Origin of the sequence: Bradyrhizobium sp. dw_78 (genome assembly GCF_018449525.1) — a bacterium.
Classification (GTDB): Bacteria; Pseudomonadota; Alphaproteobacteria; order Rhizobiales; family Xanthobacteraceae; genus Bradyrhizobium.
Genome location: NZ_JAAVUS010000003.1, coordinates 231375 through 256356, shown reverse-complemented (window position 1 = coordinate 256356; position 24982 = coordinate 231375). Strand labels below are relative to the sequence as shown.

The window sequence follows — 24982 nt, the reverse complement described above, 5'->3', positions numbered from 1 at the left end:
CGGGACGTCGGTCATCGCAGAACGGGAAGAGCCGTCGGCTATCCAGACATCCTCAGCGCGGAACGGGAGACCATCGACAGGCGCGATTTTCATACGGGCCGGTCGGCGCGCGACAGAACGATACGTTACTGTCGAGCTTCCTCAATCAATTGCCATAGGCGCGGAGGGGAAAGCGGCAGTTCGTTCGGCTGGACGTTCAGATGAAACAGGGCGTCGGCCACCGCATTGCCGATCACGCCCGCGACCGGAATTATGCCGCCCTCGCCTGCGCCCTTTGCTCCCAGGGGATTGTTGGGGCACCGCTTCAACTCAAGCGTAATCGACCGGATGTTGGGAAAGTCGGATGCCGTCGGCAGCAGATAGTCGGCAAACGAGCCGGTCAGGAGCTGGCCTTCGGAATCATAAACGAGATGCTCAAGGAAGGTCCCGCCGAGGCCCTGCACGATCGACCCGATCGCCTGTCCGTGCAGCGTCAGGGGATTGATCATCCGGCCAACGTCCTCGACCGAGAGATAATCGATCACCTTGACATGGCCTGTGCCGGGATCGACCGCGACATATGCCGCCTGCGTGCCGTATGCCCAGGTGTGCTTGCTGTTGAAGAACGAGGCTTCGACCTCCAGCGGAATGTCCGAAAGATTTGAAAACGTCAGGTGATTGCCGGCATGGCTGACCTTCTCCCCGTCGATCGAGACGTCGGCGGGACTGCAATTGAAGCGTTTCGCAGCGGTCTCGCGAATAAGCTCCTTTAATTTCTCCGCCGCGAGCAGAATTGACGAGCCGCCCATCACCGTCGAGCGCGAATGATACGAGCCGTAGCCGTCCTTCACATGATCGGTCGATCCGTGATTGATCGTGATCCTCTCAAAAGGAACCTCCATCGCGTCGGCTGCAATCTGGGACATGATCGTTTCCAGTCCCTGGCCGATCGCGGACGAGCCGAGATATACCGAAAGCGAACCATCCGTTTCGAGAACGAGCCGCGCGTCTTCCTTTGGCCCCGCGGCGCCGCCCTCTATGAAGCTGCCGATTCCGAGGCCGTGATAATAGCCGTCGATCAACCTGCCGCGCAGTTTGCTCCTGTCTTCCCATTTGAATTCCGCCAGACAACGGTCGAACACCGCGTGATAGTCGCCGCTATCGAGTTCGTTCGTACTTTCGAATGGGGTCACGGTCGGAAGCGGATATGGCATCTGGCTGTCCGCGACCAGATTGCGGCGTCGCAACTCGAGACGATCCATCTCAAGATCTCTTGCAACGATATCGATCAAGCGCTCGCGGGCGAAATCGGCCTCGAACCTTCCCGGCCCCCGGTAACTGCCGGTCGGGGTCTTGTTTGTCACCAGCATCGAGCTCCTGAGATCGACGCTCTCGAAACAATAAGGACCGGACATGCATTGCGCGACATTCCGCGGACCAACTGAACCATTTGTCCGGAGATAGGCGCCAATGTCCGCCCAGATCTGACCGCGGAGTCCCAGGAAGCGCCCGTCACGGCTCACCGCGATCTCAACGTCACACTCGATGTCGCGCGAGTGATTGGCACTCATCATGTGTTCCCGCCGATCTTCGGTCCACTTCACGGGTCGCCGCGCGATCATGGCCGCGGCGGGAATCAGATAGTCCTCGGGATAAAATTCTCCCCGCGACCCGAATCCGCCGCCGACATCGACCTCGACCAGCTTTACGGCGTGCTCGTCCAGGCCGAGAGCAGCGGCAAGCACGCGACGATTGTAAAAGGCCGTCTTTGCCGTGCCCCAGACCGTCATTTCACCCGCAACAGCATTCCATTCGGCAACGAAGCCTCGCGGCTCCATGAACATTGCGGTGTGGCGCTGAACTTTAAACCGTTCGCGTCGCACGTAGTCTGCGGACTTGAACGCCGCATCGGCGTCGCCGAGACAAGCCCTCCAGGTAATTGCGGTGTTGGAGCCATGGCCTTCGAAAAGAAGCGAAGGCTCGGTTTCGGCCTGTTCCCGGCCGGCGACGGCAGGCAGCGTTTCAATATCGAGAACGATATGCTCCAGGGCATCTTCAGCGATCGCCGCCGTATCGGCGATCACGACCGCAACGGGCTCTCCGACATAGCGAACCTTCCGGTCCGCAAGCACCGGCTGGTGAAACGGCTCAAGCTCGGGCAGCGATTGCAAGCGCACGGGAATGCGCGGGACGAAATCGCCCAGACCGCCAGCGGTCAGGACATGCCTGACTCCCGGTAGTTCGAGAGCGCGGGTGAAGTCGATAGAGCGGATCGTCCCGTGAGCAACGGAACTGCGCAGGATCACCGCATAAAGCTGGTCAGGCCGATTGACGTCTGCGACGTAGGTGCCCCTGCCTCGCACCATGCGAAGATCCTCGACGCGCTCCATCGGACGGCCGACGTAGGAATTCGAGACCTTCATCACTTTTCCCCGTCGCGGGCATAGTGACTGCGGGCATCCAGAATAGCCTCCACGATCGGAATGTAGCCGGTGCATCTGCACAGATTGCCCGACAGGACCTCGCGTATCCTTTCCTGGTCGGCGTCCGGCTCGTTGGTAAGAAGCGCGTGGGCGGTGGTGATGAAACCCGGCGTACAAAAGCCGCACTGAAGCGCATGGTGTTTGCGAAACGCTGCCTGCAGGGGAGACAACTGGTCTCCGGACAACCCTTCGATCGTGACAACCTTTTCGTCCTGTGCCTGCACGGCCAGCATCAGGCAGGAACGGACGGCCTCGCCATTGACGAGCACGGTGCAAGCCCCGCAAACACCATGCTCGCATCCGACATGAGTCCCGGTCCGCCCCAAACGATCCCTGATACAGTCGGCAAGCGTCGTGCGGGGTTCGACGTCCGCGTTGACCGGATCTCCGTTGAGTTCAAATGCAACTTGCATCCGGCGTGTCCAGGTCCTCAGGAGATCGAGTGTTGAAGGCCGCGAGCCAGTAACGTACCCAGCAGCGCGCGACGATAGGCACCGGGCGCATGGATGTCGGACGGCGGATCGATCGATTCCTTCGCTGCCGCTGCCACGGCAGCAATGCAGTCTTCCGTGACCGCATTTCCGTTTAGCGCCGCCTCTGCCGCGGACAGTCTGATCGGGCAATCGGCAATGCCGATCGCGCCGATGTGTGCGTCGACCGCGCAATTCCTGTGATCCAGATCATAGAAAAGCAGCACCCCGGCCATCGCGAAGTCGCCTTTTCTGCGGGCAAACTCCCGAAACGCCCAGCGTCTCGTGGCGGGCCAGGCCGGAAGGTGGAGTTCGGTAACAATTTCGTCCGGCTCCAGACTCGTCTGCAACGGACCGGTAAAGAACGAGGATGCTTTTTCTACTCGGGTGCCACCGCTTCCCACGATGGTCATCTCACCGTCGCAGGTCAACGCCACGCCGGGCATCTCGGCAGACGGGTCCGCATGCGCGAGCGAACCCCCGATCGTTCCCCGGTTACGGACCTGATAATGCGCGACGTGTTTTATGGCTTCCGCAAGCAAAGGATGACTACGGACCAATCGTCGGTCGTTCTCGATGTCGCACCATCGGACCTTGGCACCCAACCTGACACCATCGTCGCCGATCGTGATGGTACCGAGATCCTTCAGGTGCTTGAGATCGACAAGCAAATCGGGCGCAGCGAGACGGAATGCCAGCATCGGCATCAGACTTTGGCCGCCCGAAATCACTTTTGCATTCCCGTTGCCCGAGGCCAGCAGATTGACGGCTTCAGCCAAAGTCGAAGGCGACGCGTATGCAAAGCTTGGCGGCTTCATGACGGCTCCCGGTCAGCGTCGGCGTGATTTGCCGGGATCCTCGGCGGCCGGACGGAACCAGTATCGACGGTTACATCCGCTTGGCCGTCTCGTTTTCTCGTCATGCCGCTCGCAACGGCGGCGCCCGGATCGGCCCGCGCTATACAAGCCCCAGTCCTTCCCGCACGCACTCCCGTCGCGCGATCTCCCGTCATTGATCGATGATAGAATCTCGATCTCCGACTGCCGGCAAGAAATCTGGTTCACAAGCTCACCCGCAATACTCCGCGCCTAATTTCGGGGAGCGAACAGATTGAGAATTGCTTCATTCTGATGCCAGGCCGCGGGCCTGACGATCGGAAGATGTACCCCGGCGTCCCGATACTCCTGAATCTTCTTCACGACATCGGCCGGCGTTCCAGCTGCTGTCAGACCCTGGACTGTTTTCTTGCTGAGGGCCTTTGCCAAGGCTTCCTTGCCTCCCGTCGCATACGCGGAATGAAGACGCGGCAATTCATCCTCGTCGATATAGGGTTCTCCGACGCGCTGTCGCGCCTTTGATTGCGAGACGACCTTTTCGGGCATGAACTTGTTAGCGACTTCCCAACGCACCGCGTCGATGGCGGCATCCGGGTCGTCCTCGACCGAGGTATTGATGAGAATAGCAACCTGGAAATCCTTCCAGTCGCGCCCCTCTTCCTCGGCCGCCGCCTTCACGATCTTGATAGCGTTGGCTGCATATTCCGGGGATGAAACGGTATTGAGCAGGACTCCATCAGCCAATTTTCCCGCAAGCCGAAGACCGGTCGTGCTCGTCGCGGCAAACCAAAGTGGAATCCTGGAACGAACGGGCTTCCAGCCCAATTGGGCGCCTTCGATTTTCAACAGCTTGCCCTGGTAATCGACCTTGTCACCAGACAGCATCAGCCGGAAAACCTCGACCCATTCCCTCAGAGCTAGCGCGGGCGTCACATGCTCGAATCCGTGGCGTTTGGCATGAACCTCTGATGCCGCCCCCGGGCATATCACCATTCGTCCGCCGGAAAACTCGTCGAGGGTCGCCGCCGTCTGCGCCATCAATACGGGGCTGCGAAGACGGACAATCTGGGTACAGCCCAAACTGATTTTATTGGTGGCCATCGCAAACGCCGCCATGGCCGTGACCGAGTCGCGCATCAGCGCCCATGTCTCGGAGAAGAATCCAATCTCAAAATTGCGATCCTCCGCCGCACGTATTGCGTTGGCAAAGTCCTGGATACGAACGGTGTGGTCGTAGCCCGTAGCAAAACCGATCCTCGTCATTCGAACTTCACCTTGATATCAAGTCTTGCATACCCAGTGCGGCGGTCGCAGATGACACACCGCCTCCGTCCGGAAACGATGGAGTTTCCGCCGGGACCTATCGCGTTACGCCGATGGCGGGAGAGATCGACACACGCGACAATGCGCAGTTCTGGCTGAACGAGAGCAAGGCCCGCCATTACCCGTCGCGAACAAGATATTTTCGAACCCACCGAGACTTTCCAACGAGACTTCCGAGGGAGAACCCGATTGTTAACATGCCCAAAAGTGCAGGAGCGCTTGCTATAATTTACCGAGATAACAGTATTCCGTCATTGATGCAAGACTTGCGTTATTGCCTTAATAATAGTCACTATATGACTTCTGAATTCGCAGTTCGGAAAACGGGAGATGAAGTTGCAAGAAAGAACCCTGCTCGAGCGCTTAAACGTCATTGAGCGATCGCTGTCCGTCACGCACAATAAAATCGCGGCGTTCCTTTTGAAAAGCGGACACAAAGCGGCATTTTTGACGGCGGCGGAAATCGCATCGAGCGTCGGCGCAAGCGAATCGACGGTCGTCCGCTTTGCGAGAATGCTCGGCTTCCACGGCTATCCCGAACTGCAGGATTTCCTGCGCCAGGGGCTGCTTGAAACTCTGTCCCCCGTGGACCGCCTCATCGGCAGCGACGAAATCAAGGACAAGTCGAAACTTGTCGAGCATCTGGCCGATCGGGAAATCTCCAATCTTCGTGCGGCGCTCGAAACCGTCGACTGCAAGGCTCTGCAGGAATTGGTGGATGCCATATGCGCTGCGCGAACCTGTTATATTGTCGGGCTTCGATCATCGCGTTCGCCAGCCATCCTGCTGGGCCACTATCTCACCAAGATCTCACCCAAGGTCACGGTCATTGTATCGAGCGATTCCATGTTCGAGCAGCTGAGTTGGGCAAACGAAAAGGATGTCCTGATCGCATATTCCTTTCCCCGATACAGCAAGGCGACGGTGGACGCGATTCAGATCGCCAAGTCCGCCGGGGCGCCCACTAGCGCCATTACCGATTCGCGGAATTCGCCAGCCGCTCAACTCAGCGACTACAGCCTGATCGCCCCTGCCATTTCCGACTTCTACGGCAATTCTTTCGTGGCCGCCGTTGCCATTACCAATCTTTTACTCGCATTCTGCGTGCATGCCCAACCGGACGCAGTTCGACAAAATCTCAACCGTTTGGAAAAGGTGGCCTCCCTAAGCGAGCGCTTCGTTCGCTTGACTGGTTGAAGACCGTTTTTGAGGCCGGACCGACAAAAGCCGGATACTGATTTCCGGGAATGCAGAAGATCGTCCTGCGGATACGAAGGAGATCGGTCGGCCGATTGAATTTACCTTAGACGCCTGTCGACGCGGCGGCGTGACTATTGAGCAGCGTTTTGATGCAGGATGCACAACACGAACTGCAGGCAGTCAGCAGCATTCGTGTGTAGGGCCATAAGCACGCGCTCACATCGAGCGCGACGACGATGGCCTTTCAACGTCAATTCGCAACCTCCGGCTTCCTCGAATACGGCTCATTATTTCGGAGCGACGAGCCGGGTAACGATATCTGCCACTTCGCAACATCCTTGTTGGGATAGACATCCCATCGGCCTAACCGCAGCCCGTATCAGGGCTGAAAAATGCACTCGGAAAGGGGCCTTCAGACATCTGTCAGGCTAGGCGTTTGCATGCGTTCGCCGATCTCATCCCACCGCAATCGCTTCTCGCCGATCGGATCGATGCCGTTGGCCAGCTTGTCGCGCGCGGCTTTGGCGCGCTTTCTTGCCTGAGCCAGCGAGGCCTGCTGGTACGACCCGAGGCCCACCTGCCGCACCTTGCCGTTCCAAGAGTATTGGAACAGCCAAGACCGGGTGACGTCGCCGGCGCCCCCTTTTCGTGACTTGCAGATAAAGGCCGCGACCATCGGGCGTATCGGCAGGGGTAGAAGGGGCCACAAAGTGCGGAATGGGCTTAATTTGCAGGGTTTTTGGGAGATTTTGGCGGAGAGAGTGGGATTCGAACCCACGGTACGGTTTCCCGCACACACGCTTTCCAAGCGTGCGCCTTAAGCCACTCGGCCATCTCTCCGGATGCCCTCTCTTGAAGGCGCGGGAGGAGTTTTGCAAGGGACTGTGGCCGGGATCGCCGCAATTTTCCCAACCGATTGAATATTATTGATAATTTTGCATTTCCGGCGGCGGCCGGCAGGCGCTGGCGAAAGCCGGTGAGGCGGAAACCGGCCGGCAAGGACGACCGACCGGAGCGGCCATTCGGTTTTGTGGAGACGGCATGACCTTCGGCGCGGCGCTTGCCGCCAGCGGGACAGGGCGTATTCGCATCGGCCAAGGCAAAGACGGATTGAGGCAAAAGACGTCGTGCCCCGGATCATCCGGGCGCGCCGAAACATAACGCCATCAAGGATGGCGCATCGTACCGCGATCAGCCGGCGATGGATTGCCGCGCGGTCAGTGATACTGCACACCGGAACCGGCCGAGCGAAGCGACCGTACGGCCAGCGGTTCGTCGATCAACGGCTCTGCCGGATCTCTCTCGGACCGCGTCTCCTGCGCTGTTTCCTGCAACGCATCGACGAAATCGGCAAACCACTGCTGGATGGTGCTGGCGCGAAGCTTCGCCATCATCGCTTCCCAGCGCATGCGCCGCTCGTGCAGGGGCATCGTGACCGCGGTCGCAATGGTCCGCGCCATGCCGTCGATATCGTGCGGATTGACCAGCAGCGCGGTATCGAGTTCGTTCGCGGCGCCGGCGAATTTCGACAGCACCAGCACGCCGGGATCGGCCGGGTTCTGGGCCGCGACATATTCCTTGGCGACGAGATTCATGCCGTCATGCAGCGGCGTCACCACGCCGACCTGCGCCGTGCGATAGAGGCCCGCCAGCACGGTCTGGCTATAGCCCTTGTTGAGGTAGCGGATCGGAGTCCAGTCCACCTCGCCGTGTCGGCCATTGACGTCGCTGACCAGCTTGGCAAGTTCGCTTTGCAGATTGCCGTAGGCTTCGATCGCGCCGCGCGACGGCGTTGCGATCTGCAACAACGACACCGTTCGCGCCAGCGCAGGCTGCATCGTCCACATGCGGTCGAACGCCTTGATGCGGTTGACCAGCCCCTTGGAATAATCCAGCCGGTCGACACCGATCGCGAGTTTCTCGCCGTTCAGGCTTCGCCGCAGCCGCGACACGTCGGGATGGGACGCCGCCCTGGCGGACTGCTCGGCGAATTTCCGCGGGTCGATGCCGATCGGAAATACCTTGATGTGTGATTTGCCGTAGCGCGAGGTCACCACGCTATTTTTTATTTCCAGTCCAAGATCCGAAGCAAGATAATCGAGGAAATTCTCGCGATCGTCCTGGGTCTGGAACCCGATCAGATCATAGGCCAGCATCGCCTCGATCAATTCGCGATGATGAGACACGCCGCCCATAATCGCACGCGTCGGCCACGGCGTATGCAGGAAGAAGCCGATTGGACGCGTCACGCCCAAATGACGCAGTTCCGCGCCCAGCGCGAGGAAGTGATAGTCCTGGATCCAGAACGCCGTGTCCGGCTTGACGAAGCGCAGCAGCGCCCTTGCCATGAAGCTGTTCACTTCGCGATAAGAACGATAATCCTCCTCGGTCGCGCAGATCAGGTCGCTACGGGAATGCAGCGCCGGCCACAATGCCGAGTTCGCAAAACCTTCATAATAGCCGCCGTAATGCGCGGACGGCAGGTCGAGCATCGCTAGCGCACCGGCTCCGAGCGCCTCAATTTCTGCAAAAGGCTCTTTTTGCGCGCCATCGCGGACGCGGCCGCTGGAACCGACCCAAATCGCACCGGACTTCTCAACCACCGGCAACAACGCAGCGGCGAGCCCCCCGGTCATGGGTTCATGGGCTGTACCGCGCGCAACGCGATTTGAAACAACGACGAGATTCACAGGGTCCCCTCCTGGGTAATCACTCGTGTATTAACAGCCATTCATCAATATGGTTCCAGCGCACCCTTTCAACGAATTGAAACCAAATTCGGGCACGCCTGTGGGAGCCCGATGATTTCAATAAAAAAGCCAAATATTGCCCGAAATCGATGATCGCCAACCGATTATGGCCCTGCCTCTGCATCGAGCAGATGCGCAAGCCATGTGCGGACATCGCCGGGCTGATCGAAGTGACCGGTCACGCCTTGCGCATGCCGGCCAACCGAAAATGCAAAACCGTTCAGCTCGGGCATGATGGCGAACACCGACTCGTCGGTGACGTCGTCGCCGATGAAAAGCGGGCGGCGGCCCTTGAAGGGCGCGTGCTTCATCAGTTCAAGCACGCCCGACGCCTTGTTGAACCCGGAATGCTTGATCTCGCATACGGATTTTCCCGGCAGCACCTCGATCGGCGCATTCGGCAGATCGGCCCGGATCAGCGCGACCGCCTCATAGATCGCCTTCTCCGCATGCGGCGCCAGCCGGTAATGCAGCGCCAGCGAATAGCCCTTGTCTTCGAGCAGGATTCCCGGGCTGAGTTTGGCGATGGCCGCGAGCCGCCGTTTCAATTCCTTGTCCATCGGCGGCGCATGGCTGGCGACGGCCTCGCCATCGGCCGAGAGCCGCATTTCCGCGCCGTGGCCTCCCACCGCCGGGAACTGGTCCGGCGCAAAGATCAGATCGATATCGTTCAACGAGCGGCCGCTGACGAAGGCCAGCGCGCCCGAGGTCCGCTCCAGGAGGCCGTTGAGGGTCTTGGCCAGGCCCGGCGGCACCCAGACCTCGCGCGGCGTCGGTGCAAGATCGAGCAGCGTGCCGTCGATATCGAGCAGCAGCGCCGTCTCGCTTAGCCGCGGCAACCGCCCGCGCGACACCGGAACGGCGGCATCAGGGATGGACTGTTCCAACGATCGATCCTCTGGCACCAGCTTCTCCGCCAACTTCTCGTTCATGTCATTCTACTCCACAAAAGCCAACGGCCGTGCGACGGATTCCAGCGGCTTGCGCTCGGCGGCGATGCAATAGCGCCAGGCGATCGCGGCCGCCGCCACCATCAATCCCGCCCCGAACAGATAACCGGCGAAAACGCTGCCGCGCGATCCGGTATCGATCAACGCGCCGAACAGCGCCGGCCCCGCGACGCCGCCGATTCCGGTTCCGACCGCATAGAACAGCGCGATCGCCAGCGCACGGATCTCCAGCGGAAAGGTCTCGCTAACGGTGAGATAGGCGGCGCTGGCCGCCGGCGAAGCAAAAAAGAAAATCACCATCCAGGCGATGGTCTGGCCCTGCGCGCTCAACAGGCCATGCGCGAACAGATAGCCGGAAAGCGCCAGCAGAATACCGGAGATGCCGTAGGTGAAGGTGATCATCACCCGGCGGCCCAGCGTATCGAACAGCCGGCCGAGCAATAGCGGCCCCAGGAAATTGCCTGCGGCGAACGGCAGAATGTACCAGCCGATCCGGTCCGCCGCGATGCCGTAGAATTCGCTCAGCACCAGCGCGAAGGTGAAGAAGATCGCGTTGTAGAAAAAAGCCTGCGCCACCATCAGCGCCAGTCCGACCAGCGCACGCTGCCGATAGACGGAAAAAAGCGTGTGCGCCACCTCGCGCAACGGGGTGTGGTCGCGCATCCTCAGTTTGATCTTGGGCCAGCGATGCTGGCGCGGCTCCTGCGCCTTTCCGATCACGGATCGCTCGATATCGGCGACGATGATGTCGGCGCGATCGGGATAGCCATGAATGATCAGCCAGCGCGGACTTTCGGGAATCCACATCCGCATCACCAGCACCACCAGCCCGAGACAGGCGCCGGCGAAATAAGCGAGCCGCCAGCCGAGATCGGACCCGATCACCGCGGGATCGAGCAACACGATCGCGCAGACCGCGCCCATCGCGGTGCCGATCCAGAAGCTGCCATTGATCACGATGTCGGTCCATCCGCGATAACGCGCCGGCACCAGTTCCTGAATCGTCGAATTGATCGCGGTATATTCGCCGCCGATACCGGCGCCGGTGAAAAAACGGAACGTGGCATAGCTCATCAGCCCCCACGACAGCGCGGTCGCAGCGGTCGCTGTGAGATAGAGCGCCAGCGTGATGAAGAACAGCTTCTTGCGGCCGATCCGGTCCGTGAGCCATCCGAAACCCAGCGCGCCGAGCACGGCGCCGGCGAGATAGGCGCTGTTGGAAAATCCGACATCGAAATTGCTGAAATGCAGCGACGGGCTCGCTTTCAGCGCGCCGGACAGCGTACCCGCGAGCGTCACTTCAAGGCCATCGAGAATCCAGGTGATGCCGAGCGCGAACACGACGCGGGTGTGGAAGCCGCTCCAGGGCAGGCTGTCGAGCCGGGCGGCGATATCGGTCTCGATAACGCGATCGTCGTTCGCCGGCGCGGAATTCGTGGCGGGCATAGCTGTCTTCGACGCGGAATTTCGCTGTTTCAGTTGGAAGTCCATCAGACCAAGGCCAATGACGAAAACCCTGGAACGCGACATTCCAAGGTCTTCAAACCTTCATCGCGGAACCATGATGCCCGCCCCTGAAAGTAACGCCGCAGAGGCCATCGGGTTCCATATTGCGGCTTCAGGAACGAATCCGGTCAGCCGCTGTTCTTCGCCGACATTGCCGATATGACGGGAGTCATCCATGGCCGAACGCCGAAGAATTGCGACGCGTAAATCGACGCCAAAGACAAAGCGCACAACCGGCCCGGCGCCGAAAAAGGCCGCCGCAAAGCCATCGCCAAAGCGCTGGTCGCAACGCGTGACGCGCGAAAGCGACGCGCTCGACCTGAAACGCGGCGTTTTCACGCTCACCGATCCAAAGAAAATCGCGGCCTCGCTCAAGCTTTCGGCGGAGCACAGCTCGCGCCGCAAAACGGGGGCCTATCGTTCCGCGCTGTCCATGCTGACATTCTATATCAACCGCGCCGGCAAGACCTTGCCGAAGGCGCAGCGCGACCGGCTGCAACGCGCCAAGGTCGAGTTGAAGCACCAGTTCGGGAGAGATTGAAAGTCATCCCGTCTTTATCGTCGTCTCGGCCTTGAGCCGGAACCCATACGCCGTGACGGAGATGTTGGCACGAAGCCCGTCACTTCCTGAATTAAAACAACAAGCGACGGTGGTTATGGGCCCCAGCTCGGAGGCCGGGGCGACGGAGATACTCAGGCCGCGCGAATATTGGCCATGAAGCGATCGAGTTCCGCGCGCAGGCGCGTGCTTTCGCTTGACAGTGTCCGCGCCGAGTTCAGCACGCCCTCCGACGCCGACCCGGTTTCGGTCGCGCCGCGATTGACTTCCACGATGCTGGCCGACGCCTCGTCGGTGCCGCGCGCGACCTTCTGAACGCTGAGCGCGATTTCCTGCGTGGCCGAGCTTTGTTGCTCCACCGCGATGGCGATCGACGAAGCGATGCCGGAGATCTGCGAAATGGTGCCGCCGATTTCCTTGATGGCGACAACCGATTCCTGCGTCGCTTCCTGCATGCCGGCGATATGGGACGAAATGTCGTCGGTCGCTTTCGCGGTCTGGCTCGCCAGCGATTTGACCTCGGAAGCGACGACGGCAAAGCCGCGGCCGGCCTCGCCGGCGCGGGCGGCCTCGATGGTGGCGTTCAACGCCAGCAGATTGGTTTGCTCGGCGATCGCGGTAATCAGCTTGACGACGTCGCCGACCTCCTGCGCGGCGCGCGACAATCTGCCGATGCGTTCGTCGGTTTGCCGCGCCTGGACGACCGCCGCCTCGGCAATCCCGTTGGATTCGCGCACCCGCTTTCCGATTTCGTCGACGGAAGCGGAAAGCTCTTCCGTGGCCGACGCCACCGACTGCATGTTGCTCGCGGCCTCCTCGGATGAGCCTGCGACCTTGCCGGACAGGCTTTGTGTGGTTTCCGCGGTCCGCGTCAGCGTTCCGGCGGCGGATTCGAGTTGCTCGGCCGATGCCGAGACATTGGAGACGATCGCGCCCACCGCGGCCTCGAATTCGTCGGCAAAGCGAATGAGCTCGGCGCGGCGCGCGGCGCTGCCGGCCTTGTTGCGGGCGTCCTGCTCGGCGGCGTCGCGTTCGGCCTTGGCGACCGCCTGCACCTTGAATTCCTCCATTGCGCCGGCCATCTCGCCAAGCTCGTCCTTGCGGCCGAGTCCCGGCAACACGACGTCGAACTTGCCGCCGGCGAGTTCGCGCATCGCCTTGCACATCGCGGTCATCGGCCGGGATATTCCCCTGCCCAGCAAGGCCGCCAGCACGCCGCCAAGCAGAAAGCCGCCGACCGCGAGCATCACGATCAGGCGCTCGGTCCGGCCGATGGTCGCATCGGACTCGGCCTCCAGCCTTTGCTGATCCGCAAGCAGGTCCGCCTTCATCGTGCTTGAGCCCTGCATGATCGAGGTGGCCGAATCGGTCATCTCGCCGGTCAGCTGCTGGATCGATTTTGCATTATCGACCAGCTTGCTCAGGGCTTGCTTGTAGTCGTCGAGCAGCCCGGCCGCCTCGCCGAGGCCATGCACGATCTTGTCATCGGTCGTCGAAATTGCGTGAATCGAATTCTCGACGAATTTCAGCCGCGCCAGCGCGGCGGCGGCAACCGCCTGGTCCGAATTGATGGCGAACATGTTGGCGAGCGCGGTCATCGCCTGATATTGCGCAGTTACCTGCTTGATGCCGAGTTCGATGGCCGGAAGCTCGGCTTCCCCGGCGTCGCCCGCCAGCTCATCGAGCTTGTAACGCAGCATGTTGCCGCCGCGCGCGAGCTGGTTCTGCGACACCAGCATGCTCTCGCCCTTGACCTTCAGGATGTCGGCGAAAATCTTGGTAAAGGTACGAAATTCCCGGGCCAGCCGCGTGATCTGATCGAGCACCGCCGGATTCGTCGTGCCCTTCATCGCCTGATCGATGGCGTCCTTCAAACCCGATTCGGCCGCCAGCGCCGTCTTGCTGTCCTCATCCTTGCCGGTGACCACGTAATATTGCGCCAAGCCCCGGTACAGGACCACGTCGCGATCGATGGTGCGCGCCAGATCGGCCTCCGACACGCTTTTTCGGTAGGATGCCACACCTGACGAGACGTGCTCAAAGCCAAGATAGGCGATGCCCATGCTGGCTGCCGAGATCACGAGAACGGCCATGAAGCCGAGCATGATCTTGCCGCGAAACCGCAAGGCCGGAAGTTTCAAGAACAGCGATTGCTGCATGACGCGCTTCGACATTCCCATCCCTGCCCCCGTTTTCCGGCCGGTATCGGTACGCCGGGCGCCCGATCCAGCCCGGCACACTAGCGTAAAATGGATAAAAGGCCGTAAATTCGCGCTCAGGTCGAGTTCTCATCGCCGGAGCGCAGCCGGCGAGATCGCGCGAGCGGCGTCATACGGATGCCGGCCATCGAGACGGCGCTGAGAACGAACGGATCGCCGATCGTATTCGACAGCTGGCGCGCTGCGTCTTGATGGACGAAGCCACGGAACTGAAAATGTCCCAAATCGCACTTGCCTCGCCCGTCCCGAGGCGGGAAAGTCGGGCAGGGAAACGCACCAATGGAAAAACAACGTGCTCGATAAAGCAGCCGCCCAATCCTCTACCCGCACCTCCGGCCCGCTCGCCGGATATCGCATCGTCGAATTCGCCGGCATCGGCCCCGGCCCGTTCGCCTGCATGATGCTGGGGGATATGGGCGCGGAGGTCGTCACGCTCGATCGCGTCGGCGCCAACAAGAACCTGAAATCGGTAGCGGCGCGCGGGCGCAAGGTCGTCGAGCTCGATTTGAAGGACAAGGCCGCGGTTACGCGGGTGCTCGACCTGCTGGCGAATGCCGATGCGCTGATCGAAGGTTTCCGGCCCGGCGTGATGGAGCGCCTTGGTCTTGGGCCCGATGCGGTGCTGGCGCGCAATCCGCGTCTCGTTTATGGCCGCATGACCGGATGGGGCCAGCAAGGCCCGCTGGCGCAGGCGGCCGGCCACGACATCAATTACATTTCGATCACCGGCGCGCTGGCCGCGATCGGCCCCGCGGAAAAGCCGGTACCGCCGCTCAATTTGGTTGGCGATTTCGGCGGCGGCGCGCTTTATCTCGTGGTTGGCGTGCTTGCGGCGCTGTTGGAAGCGAAGAAATCCGGCCAGGGCCAGGTGGTGGACGCCGCGATGTGCGACGGCGCGGCATCGCTGATGTCGATGTTCTTTGATCTGTCCGCTGACGGCCGCTGGCGCGAAGGGCGCGAGAGCAATTTCCTCGACGGCGGCGCACATTTCTATGGCGTCTATGAATGTTCGTGCGGCAACTTCATTTCGATCGGCTCGATCGAGCCGCAATTCTACGCGCTGTTGCGCGAACATGCCGGACTTTCCGACCCCGACTTCGACGCGCAGATGGACCAAGAGGCCTGGCCCGCGCTGAAGCAAAAGCTTGCGGAGGCATTCAAGACCAGAACCCGCACTGAGTGGTGCGCGATCATGGAAGGCACCGACATCTGCTTCGCGCCGATCCTGACCATGACGGAAGCGCCCCATCATCCGCACATGGCGGCGCGCGAGGTCTTCGTCACCCGCCACGGCGTGACACAACCCGCCCCGGCGCCGCGCTTCTCGCGCACACCCTCGGCGGCGCGGGATACGGAAACCGCGGATCTCCTGGCGCTGACAAGCGAATGGCAAGGCTCCGCACGGGGTCGCTGAACGGGGTAGTCGTCGCTCGGGCAAATTCGACTTACCCAATTCGTGACTATATATATCCACGGCACGATCTAATACGCCCGGCAAACAAGGCAGGCTTCTTGCTTCATTGTACGCCAGCCATTTATCCGTGCCGAAAGTTCTCATGAGCCAAACCGAAGATGTCCGCCGCACGCCCTCCTCGCACATACGGGTAACCGCAGCCATTCTCGGGAATGCGCTGGAATTCTACGATTTCACGGTTTATGCGGCCTTCGCCGTCTGGCTTGCGAAGGCCTTTTTCCCGACGGACAATCCGAGCGTCAGCCTGCTGCTCACGGTCGCCACCTTCGGCGTCGGATTTGTCGCGCGTCCTCTCGGCGGCATTCTGATCGGCGCCTACGCCGACCGGTTCGGCCGCCGCCCCGCCATGACCCTGACCATCTGGCTGATGGCGGTCGGCAGCGGCATGATCGGGCTGTTGCCCACCTATGCCGACATCGGCGTGCTGGCGCCTGTCCTGCTGGTGTTCGCGCGGCTATTGCAGGGGTTTTCGACCGGCGGCGAGATGGGACCGGCGACGACCTATCTGCTGGAAAGCGCGCCGGCCCATCGGCGTTTCTTTTTCGGGAGCTGGCAATTGGCCAGCCAGAATATCGGCAGCGTGATTTCCGGATTGGTCGGCCTTTTGCTGGCCGCGCTGATCACGCCTGGCGCTACCGATAGCTGGGGCTGGCGGGTACCCTTCCTGCTCGGCATTCTGATCGCGCCCATCGGCTATTACATTCGCCGCAATCTCGACGAGACGATGGATGCCGAACAAGCCCACGGCAACATCGGAAAGGTCCTCTCCGAGGTGCTGATCGGCCATTGGCAAAAGATCCTGCTGTGCATCCTGGTGGTCTCGGGTGCAACGATCACCCAGTATTTCTTCATCTACACGACCACCTACGCCATCAACACGCTGCATTACAGCCAGGGCTGGTCGATGGCCGCCAATCTCGCCACCGGCGTCAGCGGCGTGGTGTTCTCGCTGGTCGGCGGCGTTCTCGCGGACAGGTTCGGCGTCAAGCGGATCGCGCTGGTGCCGCGCCTGATCGTTGCCCTGCTGCTCTATCCGGTTCTGCAAGTCGTGGTGACCTCCGGCTCGCCGCCGGTGCTGGTCATCGCCATGGCCGCGCTGATGGCCATTCATGCCGTGTGTTCTTCCGCAAGTATCTCGCTTATTCCGCTGATTTTCCCCGCGGCCGTGCGCACCTCGGGACTTTCCATCGCCTACGCACTCGGCGTCACCATTTTCGGCGGCACTGCACAGATCGTCTTTACGTGGATCATCACAGCCACGGGCGATAAACTCTCCTGGATTTGGTATATCGTCGCGATGAGCGTGGTCAATTTCCTCGCGACCGCGGCGATCCGGATTCCGGACACGCAGGATCACAAGCCCGGGACGACAACGCAGACAGCAATACTTGCCGACGCGTGAGGTATGCATCGCCTGCCATGGCGTCAGCAGCCCGCTTCTCGCGCATGCCGTCGGCGATCCGTGGCGTAGCGATGGTGGATATCGGCGAGTTGATCCGCACGTGGAAGGCAGGAGGATAATTCTCGCGTCATCGCGAGCGAAAAAACCCAGCCACCGTCATTCCGGGGCGATGCGACAGCATCGAACCCGAAATCCGGAGGTTATTACATCGGGATTCCGGGCTCGTATCTACGATACGCCCCGGAAATGACCAAGGAAGCTACGCCGCCTCCACCTTGAGCACACCGCGGCGGATCTGGTCTTCCTCGATCGATTCGAACAGCGCCTTGAAATTGCCCTCGCCGAAGCCGTCGTCGCCCTTGCGCTGGATGAACTCGAAGAAGATCGGGCCGATGGCATTGGCGGAAAATATCTGCAGCAGCACCTTGGTCTGGCCGCCGTCGACCACGCCCTCGCCGTCGATCAGGATGCCGTTCTTTTGCAGGCGCGTGACGTCCTCGCCATGTTTCGGCAACCGCCTGTCGATTTTGTCGAAATAGGTGTCCGGCGGCGACGGCATGAACGGCAGCCCGGCCTCGCGCAGCGTTTCGATCGTGTCGTGGATATCATGCACGCCGCAGGCGATGTGCTGGATGCCCTCGCCGCGATAGACGTTGAGATATTCCTCGATCTGGCCGGAATCGCCGGCATCCTCGTTGATCGGAATCCGGATCTTGCCGTCGGGACTGGTCAGCGCCCGCGAGAACAGGCCGGAGGCGCGGCCCTCGATGTCGAAATAACGAATCTGCCGGAAGTTGAACAATTTTTCGTAGAAGCCGGTCCAGACATCCATGCGGCCGCGCTGGACGTTGTGGGTCAGATGATCGACGTGGAACAATCCGACGCCCACCGGATGCGGGTTTTCGGCGCCGAGCCATTCGAACTCGGCGTCATAGGCCGAGCCCTTGGCGCCGTAGCGATCGACCAGATACAGCAGGCTGCCGCCGATACCCTTGATCGCGGGAACATCGAGCGTCTTTTCTGCGGATGAAGCACCGGCGGGCTCCGCGCCCAGCGACAGCGCCCGTTCATAGGCCTGTTTCGCGTCGACGACACGAAACGCCATCGACGGCGCGCACGGCCCATGCGCCGAGACGAAATCGAAGCCGTGGGTGCCGGGCTCTTCATTAACGAGATAGTTGATGTCGCCCTGGCGATAGACCGTGATCTTCTTGGTCTTGTGGCGCGCGACCGGCTCATATCCCGTCAGCTTGAACAGCGCGTGCAGTTCTTCGGGCTTCGGATGCGCATATTCGACGAACTCGAAGCCGTCGGTGCCCATCGGATTGTCGGCGCTGATGGTGGCGGCCGGCGCGTCATGCGGAAACGGACCCATGGCGAATCTCCCTCTTTTGGCTATCGGGATTTTGCGCGGCTCGGGCCGCAAAGTTCATGCAATCCGCGGGCATTATGCTATAATTACGCATGGTTTGTGCATATAAGTGATAAAAGACGCATGATCTCCGTCGACACCTTCGACCTCAAGATCCTCGGCGCGTTGCAGGACGACGGCCGGCTGACCAACCAACAGCTGGCCGATCGGGTGGGCCTGTCGGCATCGCAATGCTCGCGCCGCCGCATGCGGCTGGAAGAGGAAAAAGTCATTTCGGGCTATCACGCCGATCTCGCCGGCGAAGCGCTCGGCTTTAACCTGATCGCCTTCATCCACATCACGCTTGCGACCCACTCGCCCGACAACGCCAAGAAGTTTCGCGCGCTGGTCAACCGCGTCGACGAAATTCAGGAAGCCTATGCGCTGACCGGCGACGCCGATTATGTGCTGAAAGCCGTGCTGCGCGACCTCAAGAGCCTGTCCGACATCGTCAACAACGTGCTGATGCCGCACCAGAGCGTGGCGCATGTGCGCTCATCGATCGTGCTGGACCGTTTGAAGGAAAGCTCGAAATTGCCGCTCCGAGACTGAGCTGGCCTTGTTCGAAATCAAGAAAAATTCGCGCTTCGAATATCAACCGTCACTGCGCCGGCAAAATCGTCCCCTCCACTTCGCCAAAACCGACGCGGTAGCCGTCGCCCTGGCACCAGCCGCGCAATGCGAGCGAATCTCCGTCTTCGAGGAACGTGCGCTTGCCACCCCCCGGCAACTCGAACGGCTCGGTGCCGTTCCAGCTGATCTCCATCAGGCTGCCGCGCTGATGCTTCTCCGGGCCGCTGATGGTGCCGCTCCCCAGAAGATCGCCGATATTCATCGCGCAGCCGCTTGAGGCGTGATGCATCAATTGCTGCACCGACGACCAATACATGTATTTGAAATTGGTCCGGCAGATCCGCATCGCTTGCTTCATCTGCACCGCGCGCAGATCGACATCGAGCTGCAGATCGTAATTGTTCGGGCGCGTCTGCTGAAGATAAGGCAGCGGCGTCGGCTTCTGTTCAGGCCCGTTCACCCGGAACGGCTCCAGCGCCTCGCGGGTGACGATCCACGGGCTGATCGAGGTCGCGAACGCCTTGCCCTGGAACGGCCCGAGCGGCACATATTCCCATTGCTGGATGTCACGTGCGCTCCAATCATTGAGCAGCACAAAACCGAAGATCATCTCCTCCGCCTGGTTTTCGCTGAGCATTTCGCCCATCGTCGAGGACTGCCCGATCACGACGCCCATTTCGAGCTCGAAGTCGAGCCGCTGGCACGGCCCGAAACTTGGCACCTCGGCGTTCGCCGGTTTCAACTGGCCGCGCGGCCGCCGCACTTTGGTGCCGGAGACCACCATCGTCGACGCGCGACCGTTATAACCGACCGGCATATGTAGCCAATTCGGCTGCAATGCATTGTCCTTGCCGCGGAAGATGACGCCGATATTGGTGGCGTGCTCCTTCGAGGCATAGAAATCGGTATAACCGGAAACCGCGATCGGCAGATGCAGTTTGACATCGGCCATCGGCACCAGCACGCGACGGCGCAATTTTTCATTGTCGCGCAGTTCCGGATTGTCATGGCGCAGCAATTCGCTGATGCGTGCGCGGACTCGCGACCATACCTTCGGTCCCAGCGCCATGAAGGGATTGAGCGTCGATGCCGCGAACACGCCAAGTTCGGCAACATCAATCCGGCAATCCTGCGCAAGCTGCCAGAGATCGAGCACGTCATCACCGATCGCGACCCCTACGCGTGGAGCGAGCCCGTCCGCAGTCGAGAACACGCCGTAGGGGAGGTTCTGGATCGGGAAGTCCAACGTCGGATCGACGTCGATGAAGGAGCGGAGAGTGGGGTCGTTGGGATGGGTCACTTAATTCTCCAAGAAAATGTCATTCCGGGATGCGCCGCCCAAACTCGGGTTTACCCGAGTTTGGCCACTCAAATTACCCAAGTCGGCAACAGCCGACTTGGATGGCGCAGACCCGGAATCCAGAAGTTATGGGCGCGAGATTCCGGGTTCATCGCTGCGCGATGCCCCGGAATGACGACAGGAAACTACGGCCGGTTCGGATCGAACCGCTTTTCCAGCCCCTTCCAGCAATCCGCGTAATCGTCCTGCAAGGTCGAGGACTTCGCGGCATGGGCGGTGACACGTTGCGGATAGCGGGTCTCGAACATGAAGGCCATCGTGCCCGTCAGCTTGACCGGCTTGAGCTCCGAATTGCTGGCGTGGTCGAACGCCTCGCGATCGGGTCCGTGCGGCAGCATGCAATTATGCAGGGAGATGCCGCCCGGCACGAAGCCCTGCGGCTTGGCGTCATAGACGCCGTAGATCAGCCCCATGAACTCCGACATGATGTTCATGTGATACCACGGCGGCCGGAAGGTGTTTTCGGCCACCATCCAGCGCTCCGGGAAAATCACGAAATCGATATTGGCGGTGCCCGCGGTTTCCGAGGGCGAGGTCAGCACGGTGAAGATCGACGGATCGGGGTGGTCGAATCCGATCGCGCCGACCGGCGAGAAGGTCCGAAGATCATATTTATACGGCGCGTAATTACCGTGCCACGCCACCACGTCGATCGGCGAATGCGGCAACGTCGTCTTCCACAGCGCGCCGCCCCATTTCACGAACAATTCGGTCGGCGTGTCCTTGTCCTCATAATCCGCAACGGGGGTCAGGAAGTCGCGCGAATTGGCCAGGCAATTGGCGCCGATCGGGCCACGCTCCGGCAGCGTGAACGCGCCGCCATAATTCTCGCAGAGATAACCGCGCGCCGGACCGGACGGAATCTCGATGCGGAATTTCACCCCGCGCGGGATCACCACGATCTCGCCGGGCCCCGCATCGATACGGCCAAACTCGGTGACGAAGCGCAGATCGCCCTGCTGCAACACGAACAGCATCTCGCCGTCGGCATTGTAGAAATGCTGATCGACCATCGATTTGGTGATGAGATAGACATGCGAGGCCATGCCGGCCTGGGTATTGGCGTCGCCGGCCGTGGTCATGGTCTGTACGCCCTGCAGGAACGTCATCTCCTGCTTCGGGATCGGCGCCGGGTCCCAGCGCAATTGCGCGATCGGCATCTCGATTTCGTGGCACGGCGCGGTGCGCCACAAGCCTGCATCGGCCTTGGCGAAATGCCCGGAATGCTTCACCGACGGACGGATGCGATAGAGCCAGGAGCGTTCGTTGGCGCCGCGCGGCGCCGTGAACGGCGAGCCGGAGAGTTGTTCGGCATAGAGCCCATAGGCGCAACGCTGCGGCGAATTACGCCCGATCGGCAGCGCGCCGGGCAGCGCCTCGGTCTCGAAACTGTTGCCGAAGCCGGACATGTAGCCCGGCGTGATGTTAACGGAATTGCGATTGATGACGTGAGGCGAGGCGTTGATGTTCATCATTATCCTCCTTGGGCGTGGCGGCGAATAATATTCGCCTGATTTACTGCTGCTGTTGTTGCTGCTGTTCGGCCGCCAGCATTCGCCGCTTGGCCAGCGCGATCGCTTCATCCAGCGCGGCAAGATCGCCGATATGGTCGGCGAGGATCAGGACCAGCGCCGCGTCGAGATCGGCGCTTTGCGCATCGCTCAAGCCGCGATGGGCCTCGACGATGGCGCGCAACGCCTCGTCCGGCTTGGCGAAGTTCGAGCCCGTCAACAATGCCATGATCCGACGATGGGCGGCGTCGCCGGCGCTCCGGTCATGGTCGGGATGCCGGCAATAACCGAACGGGACTTCGGGCGGCTGCGTCATGCGTTTCCAACTTGCTTCGGCCAAGCAACCTGCTCTGGCCAACGGGGTTCATCCCCGCTAAATTAGTCTCATCTGCAACTATCTTAGCCTCGCACCGGGTTTTCGCGCAACTCAAATTGGAGCGATTTTTGCCAAAGGCGTTTTCAAGCGGCGTCAGGCCCCGGACGCGATCCGGGGCGGATGCCGGTTCGCGTCAAGAAAACGCGTCCGAAAAAGACACCACGCTCGATCTCTTCAAATTCGTGCCGTTCCGGCTGAACCGGCTGGCGGCCGAGGTCAGCGCCGAACTGTCCGGCGAATATCGCGAACATTACGGGCTCGACATTCCGGAGTGGCGCGTATTGGCGACGCTCGGCTTCCGCAACGCCGCGTGCAGCGCACAATATATCGCCCATTGCACCCGCACGCATAAATCCACCATCAGCCGCGCCGTCACCGCGCTGACGGCGCGGCAGCTGGTCGAGCGCGTCGAGAACGAGGCCGACCGCCGCGAATACAATCTGCGCCTGACACGAAAGGGCAAGGCGCTCTACGAAGAACTGATCCCACGCCTGTTGCGGAAAGAGAACACCATCCTGTCCTGCCTCTCGCCCCAGGAACGCAAGGATTTCGCGGCGCTGCTCGGCAAGATCGAACAAAGCCTCGACCTGGTTCAGACCAGCGAAGAGGCGAGCGAGGCGGAGGGGTATTAGCGCAATTCACCGCCGTCATTCCGGGGCGCGTCGAAGACGCGAGCCCGGAATCTCGTGCAACAACCTCTGGATTCCGGGTTCGCTTCGCGCCCCGGAATGACGATCAGGGGTGATCGATATACTTCGCCATGACCGGAAAATACGCCTCGCCCGAACCGGCATCGATCGTTTCCTGCAAAATCCTGCCGATCAATTCCGCGCCGCGAATCTTGATGCCGGCGTCACTGGCCAGTTCGAGCGCGTAAGACAGATCCTTCAACGCGTATTCCGTCGAGAACGCCCGATCCGGAAACATACCCGGCACGATCGCCTTCAGGCCGTGATTGCGCAACGCAAAACTGTCGGCCGAGCCTTTCGACAGCGTATCGAGCAGGAGCTTTGGATCGACCCCGTTGCGTTTGGCCACCGCGACCGCCTCGGCCAAGGCGTTAACGGTCTCGAACAGCACCATGTTGTTGAGGATCTTGGTCACCTGCCCCGCGCCGACCTCGCCACACAGCGTCACGTCGGTGGCGAAACAGCGGATCAGAGGCTCGATCGCGGCGTAAAGTTGCGGCGAGGCGCCGACCATCACGCTGAGCGTGCCGTCCTGCGCCGCCTGCCGCGTTCGCGCGATCGGCGCATCGGCCCATGACCCGCCTTTGGCCTGCAATTGTCCGGCGAAATCGCGGGTCTGGTTGACCGACGACGTGCCGAGATCGACGACGACCTGTCCTTGCCGGATATTCTTCAGGATGCCGTCGCCCTCGAACACGGCGCGTGCATGTTTGGCGCTCGGCAGGCACAGGAACACGATGTCGCTTTTGGTGACGATCTCGGCGACCGATCCGGCCACTGTAGCGCCTTCGGCCCGCAGCCGCGCCAGCGGTTCCGGCGCAAGGTCGAACACAGTCACCCTCGCGCCGCTCTTCTTCACGAGATTGCGGCAGATCGGTTCCCCCATCACACCCAGGCCGATGAAGCCGATGGTCTTGTCGTCTGGCATCTGTTTCCTCGTCTTTTCGTTTTGACGCGTTTTGTTCGGGCTTTTGCTCTATCGCACTTTTATCTGGCGAAGGAGCGCGAGGGAGCGAGGTGCAACGCAAAGGCGTCGACCTTGTCGCTGGCGCGCGGGTAGATCTCGCACACGATCGGATCATGGCCGGGGATGAAGCGGTCGGGATGGCCCGCCAGACGCTCGACGATTTCCCAGCCCATCGCCATGTCGCCGATATTGTAGACGATCGGAAACGGGCTGCGGCGGTGCAGATTGCTGTAGTAATGCGAAGCGTCGGAGGCCAGCACCACCGGCCCGCGCGCGGTTTCCACCCGCACCACCTGCAAGCCGTCGGAATGGCCGCCGACGCGATGCACCGTCACGCCCGGCGCGATCTCGCCGTCGCCGGAATAGAACGCAACGCGTTCGCCATAGACATGGCGCACCATCAGCGTCACATGCGCGAGCGAAAACGGATGCCGCAACATGCCGTTGCACATGCAGCGGCCGGTGGCATAGGCCATCTCGCGTTCCTGCAGATGAAACCGCGCATTGGGAAAGCGGTCGAGATTGCCCGCATGGTCGTAATGCAGATGGGTGACGATGACGTCGGCGATACTGCCGGCTTTCACGCCGAACCGGTCCAGCGCATCGACCGGGTTGAGCGTGAGCTGGCGCGCGCGTGACTGCGCTTCCTCCGCATTGAACCCGGTATCGACCAGGATGTCGCGGCCGCCACCGCGGATCAGCCAGACGAAGTAGTCGAGGTCCTGGGTCGTGGTCTCGTGCGGATCCGGAATAAGGTGATTCAAATGAGGCGTGCGCGGCGACATCGTCGCGTAACGCAGCGCGTAGACTTCGTGGACGTTTCCCATCGGTTTTCTCTTTTTTGGTTGGAGCTGGCCGACCACCGCAGCAAGCCATCGTCCCGCGCAAAGGTCAAACGGCGGGCTGCGCGTCCGCCGCATGACACCATGGCCTCAATGGGAGGC

20 protein-coding genes, 1 tRNA gene and 1 pseudogene are annotated in these 24982 nt (G+C 61.1%); 6 read left to right on the top strand and 16 right to left on the bottom strand.

The features are described from left to right. Window positions 1-125: 125 nt before the first annotated feature. The 4 genes from HB630_RS10290 to HB630_RS10275 all read right to left on the bottom strand — a co-directional run bounded on the left by HB630_RS10290 (window position 126) and on the right by HB630_RS10275 (window position 5031). Window positions 126-2402 carry a xanthine dehydrogenase family protein molybdopterin-binding subunit gene (locus HB630_RS10290; RefSeq protein ID WP_213772129.1) on the bottom strand — a complete coding sequence of 759 codons (2277 nt, stop codon included), beginning with the start codon at window positions 2400-2402 and terminating at the stop codon, window positions 126-128. Beyond that, a complete protein-coding gene (locus HB630_RS10285; RefSeq protein WP_213772128.1) occupies window positions 2402-2875 on the bottom strand; it encodes a (2Fe-2S)-binding protein in 474 nt (157 codons plus the stop codon). Before HB630_RS10285 ends, HB630_RS10290 begins: the two co-directional genes overlap by 1 nt. A 17-nt stretch (window positions 2876-2892) precedes the next feature. Further along, complete coding sequence (locus tag HB630_RS10280; protein ID WP_213772127.1) at window positions 2893-3750, bottom strand: xanthine dehydrogenase family protein subunit M; 858 nt, start codon at window positions 3748-3750, stop codon at window positions 2893-2895. Window positions 3751-4020: 270 nt separating this feature from the next. Beyond that, entirely contained in the window at window positions 4021-5031 is a 1011-nt protein-coding gene (locus HB630_RS10275; RefSeq protein ID WP_213772126.1) for an LLM class flavin-dependent oxidoreductase, read from the bottom strand. 390 nt (window positions 5032-5421) lie between these two features. Here HB630_RS10275 and HB630_RS10270 point away from each other — a divergent pair, with 390 nt between their 5' ends. After that, complete coding sequence (locus HB630_RS10270) at window positions 5422-6288, top strand: MurR/RpiR family transcriptional regulator (protein WP_213772125.1); 867 nt, start codon at window positions 5422-5424, stop codon at window positions 6286-6288. Window positions 6289-6703: 415 nt separating this feature from the next. Here the strand turns inward: HB630_RS10270 and HB630_RS10265 are convergent, their stop codons facing one another. The 5 genes from HB630_RS10265 to HB630_RS10245 form a co-directional block, all read right to left on the bottom strand. Beyond that, window positions 6704-6967, bottom strand: a complete 264-nt coding sequence (locus HB630_RS10265) for an integrase arm-type DNA-binding domain-containing protein (protein WP_213772124.1) — start codon at window positions 6965-6967, stop codon at window positions 6704-6706. 74 nt (window positions 6968-7041) lie between these two features. Continuing rightward, window positions 7042-7131 (bottom strand) — tRNA-Ser (locus HB630_RS10260). Between the two features lie 377 nt (window positions 7132-7508). Then, a complete protein-coding gene (locus HB630_RS10255; RefSeq protein ID WP_213772123.1) occupies window positions 7509-8981 on the bottom strand; it encodes a trehalose-6-phosphate synthase in 1473 nt (490 codons plus the stop codon). A 164-nt stretch (window positions 8982-9145) separates the two neighbouring features. Then, the gene (gene otsB / locus HB630_RS10250; RefSeq protein ID WP_213772122.1) at window positions 9146-9973 is read right to left on the bottom strand and encodes a trehalose-phosphatase; all 828 of its coding nucleotides are present in this window, start codon (window positions 9971-9973) and stop codon (window positions 9146-9148) included. 6 nt (window positions 9974-9979) lie between these two features. Further along, window positions 9980-11437 carry an MFS transporter gene (locus HB630_RS10245; protein WP_249780781.1) on the bottom strand — a complete coding sequence of 486 codons (1458 nt, stop codon included), beginning with the start codon at window positions 11435-11437 and terminating at the stop codon, window positions 9980-9982. Between the two features lie 235 nt (window positions 11438-11672). Here HB630_RS10245 and HB630_RS10240 point away from each other — a divergent pair, with 235 nt between their 5' ends. Beyond that, entirely contained in the window at window positions 11673-12038 is a 366-nt protein-coding gene (locus HB630_RS10240) for a DUF3175 domain-containing protein (protein ID WP_213772121.1), read from the top strand. A 152-nt stretch (window positions 12039-12190) separates the two neighbouring features. Here the strand turns inward: HB630_RS10240 and HB630_RS10235 are convergent, their stop codons facing one another. After that, window positions 12191-14230 carry a HAMP domain-containing methyl-accepting chemotaxis protein gene (locus HB630_RS10235; protein ID WP_213772120.1) on the bottom strand — a complete coding sequence of 680 codons (2040 nt, stop codon included), beginning with the start codon at window positions 14228-14230 and terminating at the stop codon, window positions 12191-12193. Between the two features lie 337 nt (window positions 14231-14567). Between HB630_RS10235 and HB630_RS10230 the strand changes: the two genes are divergently transcribed. Both HB630_RS10230 and HB630_RS10225 read left to right on the top strand, forming a co-directional pair. After that, a complete protein-coding gene (locus tag HB630_RS10230) occupies window positions 14568-15689 on the top strand; it encodes a CoA transferase (RefSeq protein ID WP_213772119.1) in 1122 nt (373 codons plus the stop codon). Window positions 15690-15831: 142 nt separating this feature from the next. Continuing rightward, a complete protein-coding gene (locus HB630_RS10225) occupies window positions 15832-17151 on the top strand; it encodes an MFS transporter (RefSeq protein WP_213772118.1) in 1320 nt (439 codons plus the stop codon). A gap of 259 nt (window positions 17152-17410) precedes the next feature. On the opposite strand, the gene hppD is transcribed toward HB630_RS10225, so the two are convergent. Further along, the gene (gene hppD, locus HB630_RS10220) at window positions 17411-18526 is read right to left on the bottom strand and encodes a 4-hydroxyphenylpyruvate dioxygenase (protein ID WP_213772117.1); all 1116 of its coding nucleotides are present in this window, start codon (window positions 18524-18526) and stop codon (window positions 17411-17413) included. A gap of 120 nt (window positions 18527-18646) precedes the next feature. On the opposite strand from hppD, the gene HB630_RS10215 reads away from it, so the two are divergent. Beyond that, window positions 18647-19114, top strand: a complete 468-nt coding sequence (locus HB630_RS10215; RefSeq protein ID WP_213772116.1) for an Lrp/AsnC family transcriptional regulator — start codon at window positions 18647-18649, stop codon at window positions 19112-19114. A 49-nt stretch (window positions 19115-19163) separates the two neighbouring features. On the opposite strand, the gene fahA is transcribed toward HB630_RS10215, so the two are convergent. The 3 genes from fahA to HB630_RS10200 form a co-directional block, all read right to left on the bottom strand. After that, window positions 19164-20435: a fumarylacetoacetase gene (fahA, locus tag HB630_RS10210; protein WP_213772115.1), complete on the bottom strand. Its 1272-nt coding sequence runs from the start codon at window positions 20433-20435 to the stop codon at window positions 19164-19166. A 185-nt stretch (window positions 20436-20620) separates the two neighbouring features. Next, window positions 20621-21967: a homogentisate 1,2-dioxygenase gene (hmgA, locus tag HB630_RS10205; protein ID WP_213772114.1), complete on the bottom strand. Its 1347-nt coding sequence runs from the start codon at window positions 21965-21967 to the stop codon at window positions 20621-20623. A 43-nt stretch (window positions 21968-22010) separates the two neighbouring features. After that, window positions 22011-22235, bottom strand: a complete 225-nt coding sequence (locus HB630_RS10200) for a DUF2783 domain-containing protein (RefSeq protein WP_213772408.1) — start codon at window positions 22233-22235, stop codon at window positions 22011-22013. A gap of 329 nt (window positions 22236-22564) precedes the next feature. Here HB630_RS10200 and HB630_RS10195 point away from each other — a divergent pair, with 329 nt between their 5' ends. After that, window positions 22565-23014 carry a MarR family transcriptional regulator gene (locus tag HB630_RS10195; RefSeq protein WP_346656071.1) on the top strand — a complete coding sequence of 150 codons (450 nt, stop codon included), beginning with the start codon at window positions 22565-22567 and terminating at the stop codon, window positions 23012-23014. A gap of 103 nt (window positions 23015-23117) precedes the next feature. Here HB630_RS10195 and HB630_RS10190 read toward each other — a convergent pair. Both HB630_RS10190 and HB630_RS10185 read right to left on the bottom strand, forming a co-directional pair. After that, window positions 23118-24011 (bottom strand): annotated as a pseudogene (locus tag HB630_RS10190) (NAD(P)-dependent oxidoreductase); the annotation flags it as partial. A 47-nt stretch (window positions 24012-24058) separates the two neighbouring features. Continuing rightward, on the bottom strand, window positions 24059-24865 hold the full coding sequence (locus HB630_RS10185) for an N-acyl homoserine lactonase family protein (protein ID WP_213772111.1): 807 nt from the start codon (window positions 24863-24865) through the stop codon (window positions 24059-24061). Window positions 24866-24982 lie beyond the last annotated feature (117 nt).

Excerpts from the sequence above, each read along its gene's own strand:
- HB630_RS10290 (WP_213772129.1), bottom strand. The coding sequence starts at position 2,402 with ATGAAGGTCTCGAATTCCTACGTCGGCCGTCCGATGGAGCGCGTCGAG.
- HB630_RS10285 (WP_213772128.1), bottom strand. The coding sequence starts at position 2,875 with ATGCAAGTTGCATTTGAACTCAACGGAGATCCGGTCAACGCGGACGTC.
- HB630_RS10280 (WP_213772127.1), bottom strand. The coding sequence starts at position 3,750 with ATGAAGCCGCCAAGCTTTGCATACGCGTCGCCTTCGACTTTGGCTGAA.
- HB630_RS10275 (WP_213772126.1), bottom strand. The coding sequence starts at position 5,031 with ATGACGAGGATCGGTTTTGCTACGGGCTACGACCACACCGTTCGTATC.
- HB630_RS10270 (WP_213772125.1), top strand. The coding sequence starts at position 5,422 with ATGAAGTTGCAAGAAAGAACCCTGCTCGAGCGCTTAAACGTCATTGAG.
- HB630_RS10265 (WP_213772124.1), bottom strand. The coding sequence starts at position 6,967 with ATGGTCGCGGCCTTTATCTGCAAGTCACGAAAAGGGGGCGCCGGCGAC.
- otsB (WP_213772122.1), bottom strand. The coding sequence starts at position 9,973 with ATGAACGAGAAGTTGGCGGAGAAGCTGGTGCCAGAGGATCGATCGTTG.
- HB630_RS10245 (WP_249780781.1), bottom strand. The coding sequence starts at position 11,437 with ATGCCCGCCACGAATTCCGCGCCGGCGAACGACGATCGCGTTATCGAG.
- HB630_RS10240 (WP_213772121.1), top strand. The coding sequence starts at position 11,673 with ATGGCCGAACGCCGAAGAATTGCGACGCGTAAATCGACGCCAAAGACA.
- HB630_RS10235 (WP_213772120.1), bottom strand. The coding sequence starts at position 14,230 with ATGTCGAAGCGCGTCATGCAGCAATCGCTGTTCTTGAAACTTCCGGCC.
- HB630_RS10225 (WP_213772118.1), top strand. The coding sequence starts at position 15,832 with ATGAGCCAAACCGAAGATGTCCGCCGCACGCCCTCCTCGCACATACGG.
- hppD (WP_213772117.1), bottom strand. The coding sequence starts at position 18,526 with ATGGGTCCGTTTCCGCATGACGCGCCGGCCGCCACCATCAGCGCCGAC.
- HB630_RS10215 (WP_213772116.1), top strand. The coding sequence starts at position 18,647 with ATGATCTCCGTCGACACCTTCGACCTCAAGATCCTCGGCGCGTTGCAG.
- hmgA (WP_213772114.1), bottom strand. The coding sequence starts at position 21,967 with ATGAACATCAACGCCTCGCCTCACGTCATCAATCGCAATTCCGTTAAC.
- HB630_RS10200 (WP_213772408.1), bottom strand. The coding sequence starts at position 22,235 with ATGGCATTGTTGACGGGCTCGAACTTCGCCAAGCCGGACGAGGCGTTG.
- HB630_RS10185 (WP_213772111.1), bottom strand. The coding sequence starts at position 24,865 with ATGGGAAACGTCCACGAAGTCTACGCGCTGCGTTACGCGACGATGTCG.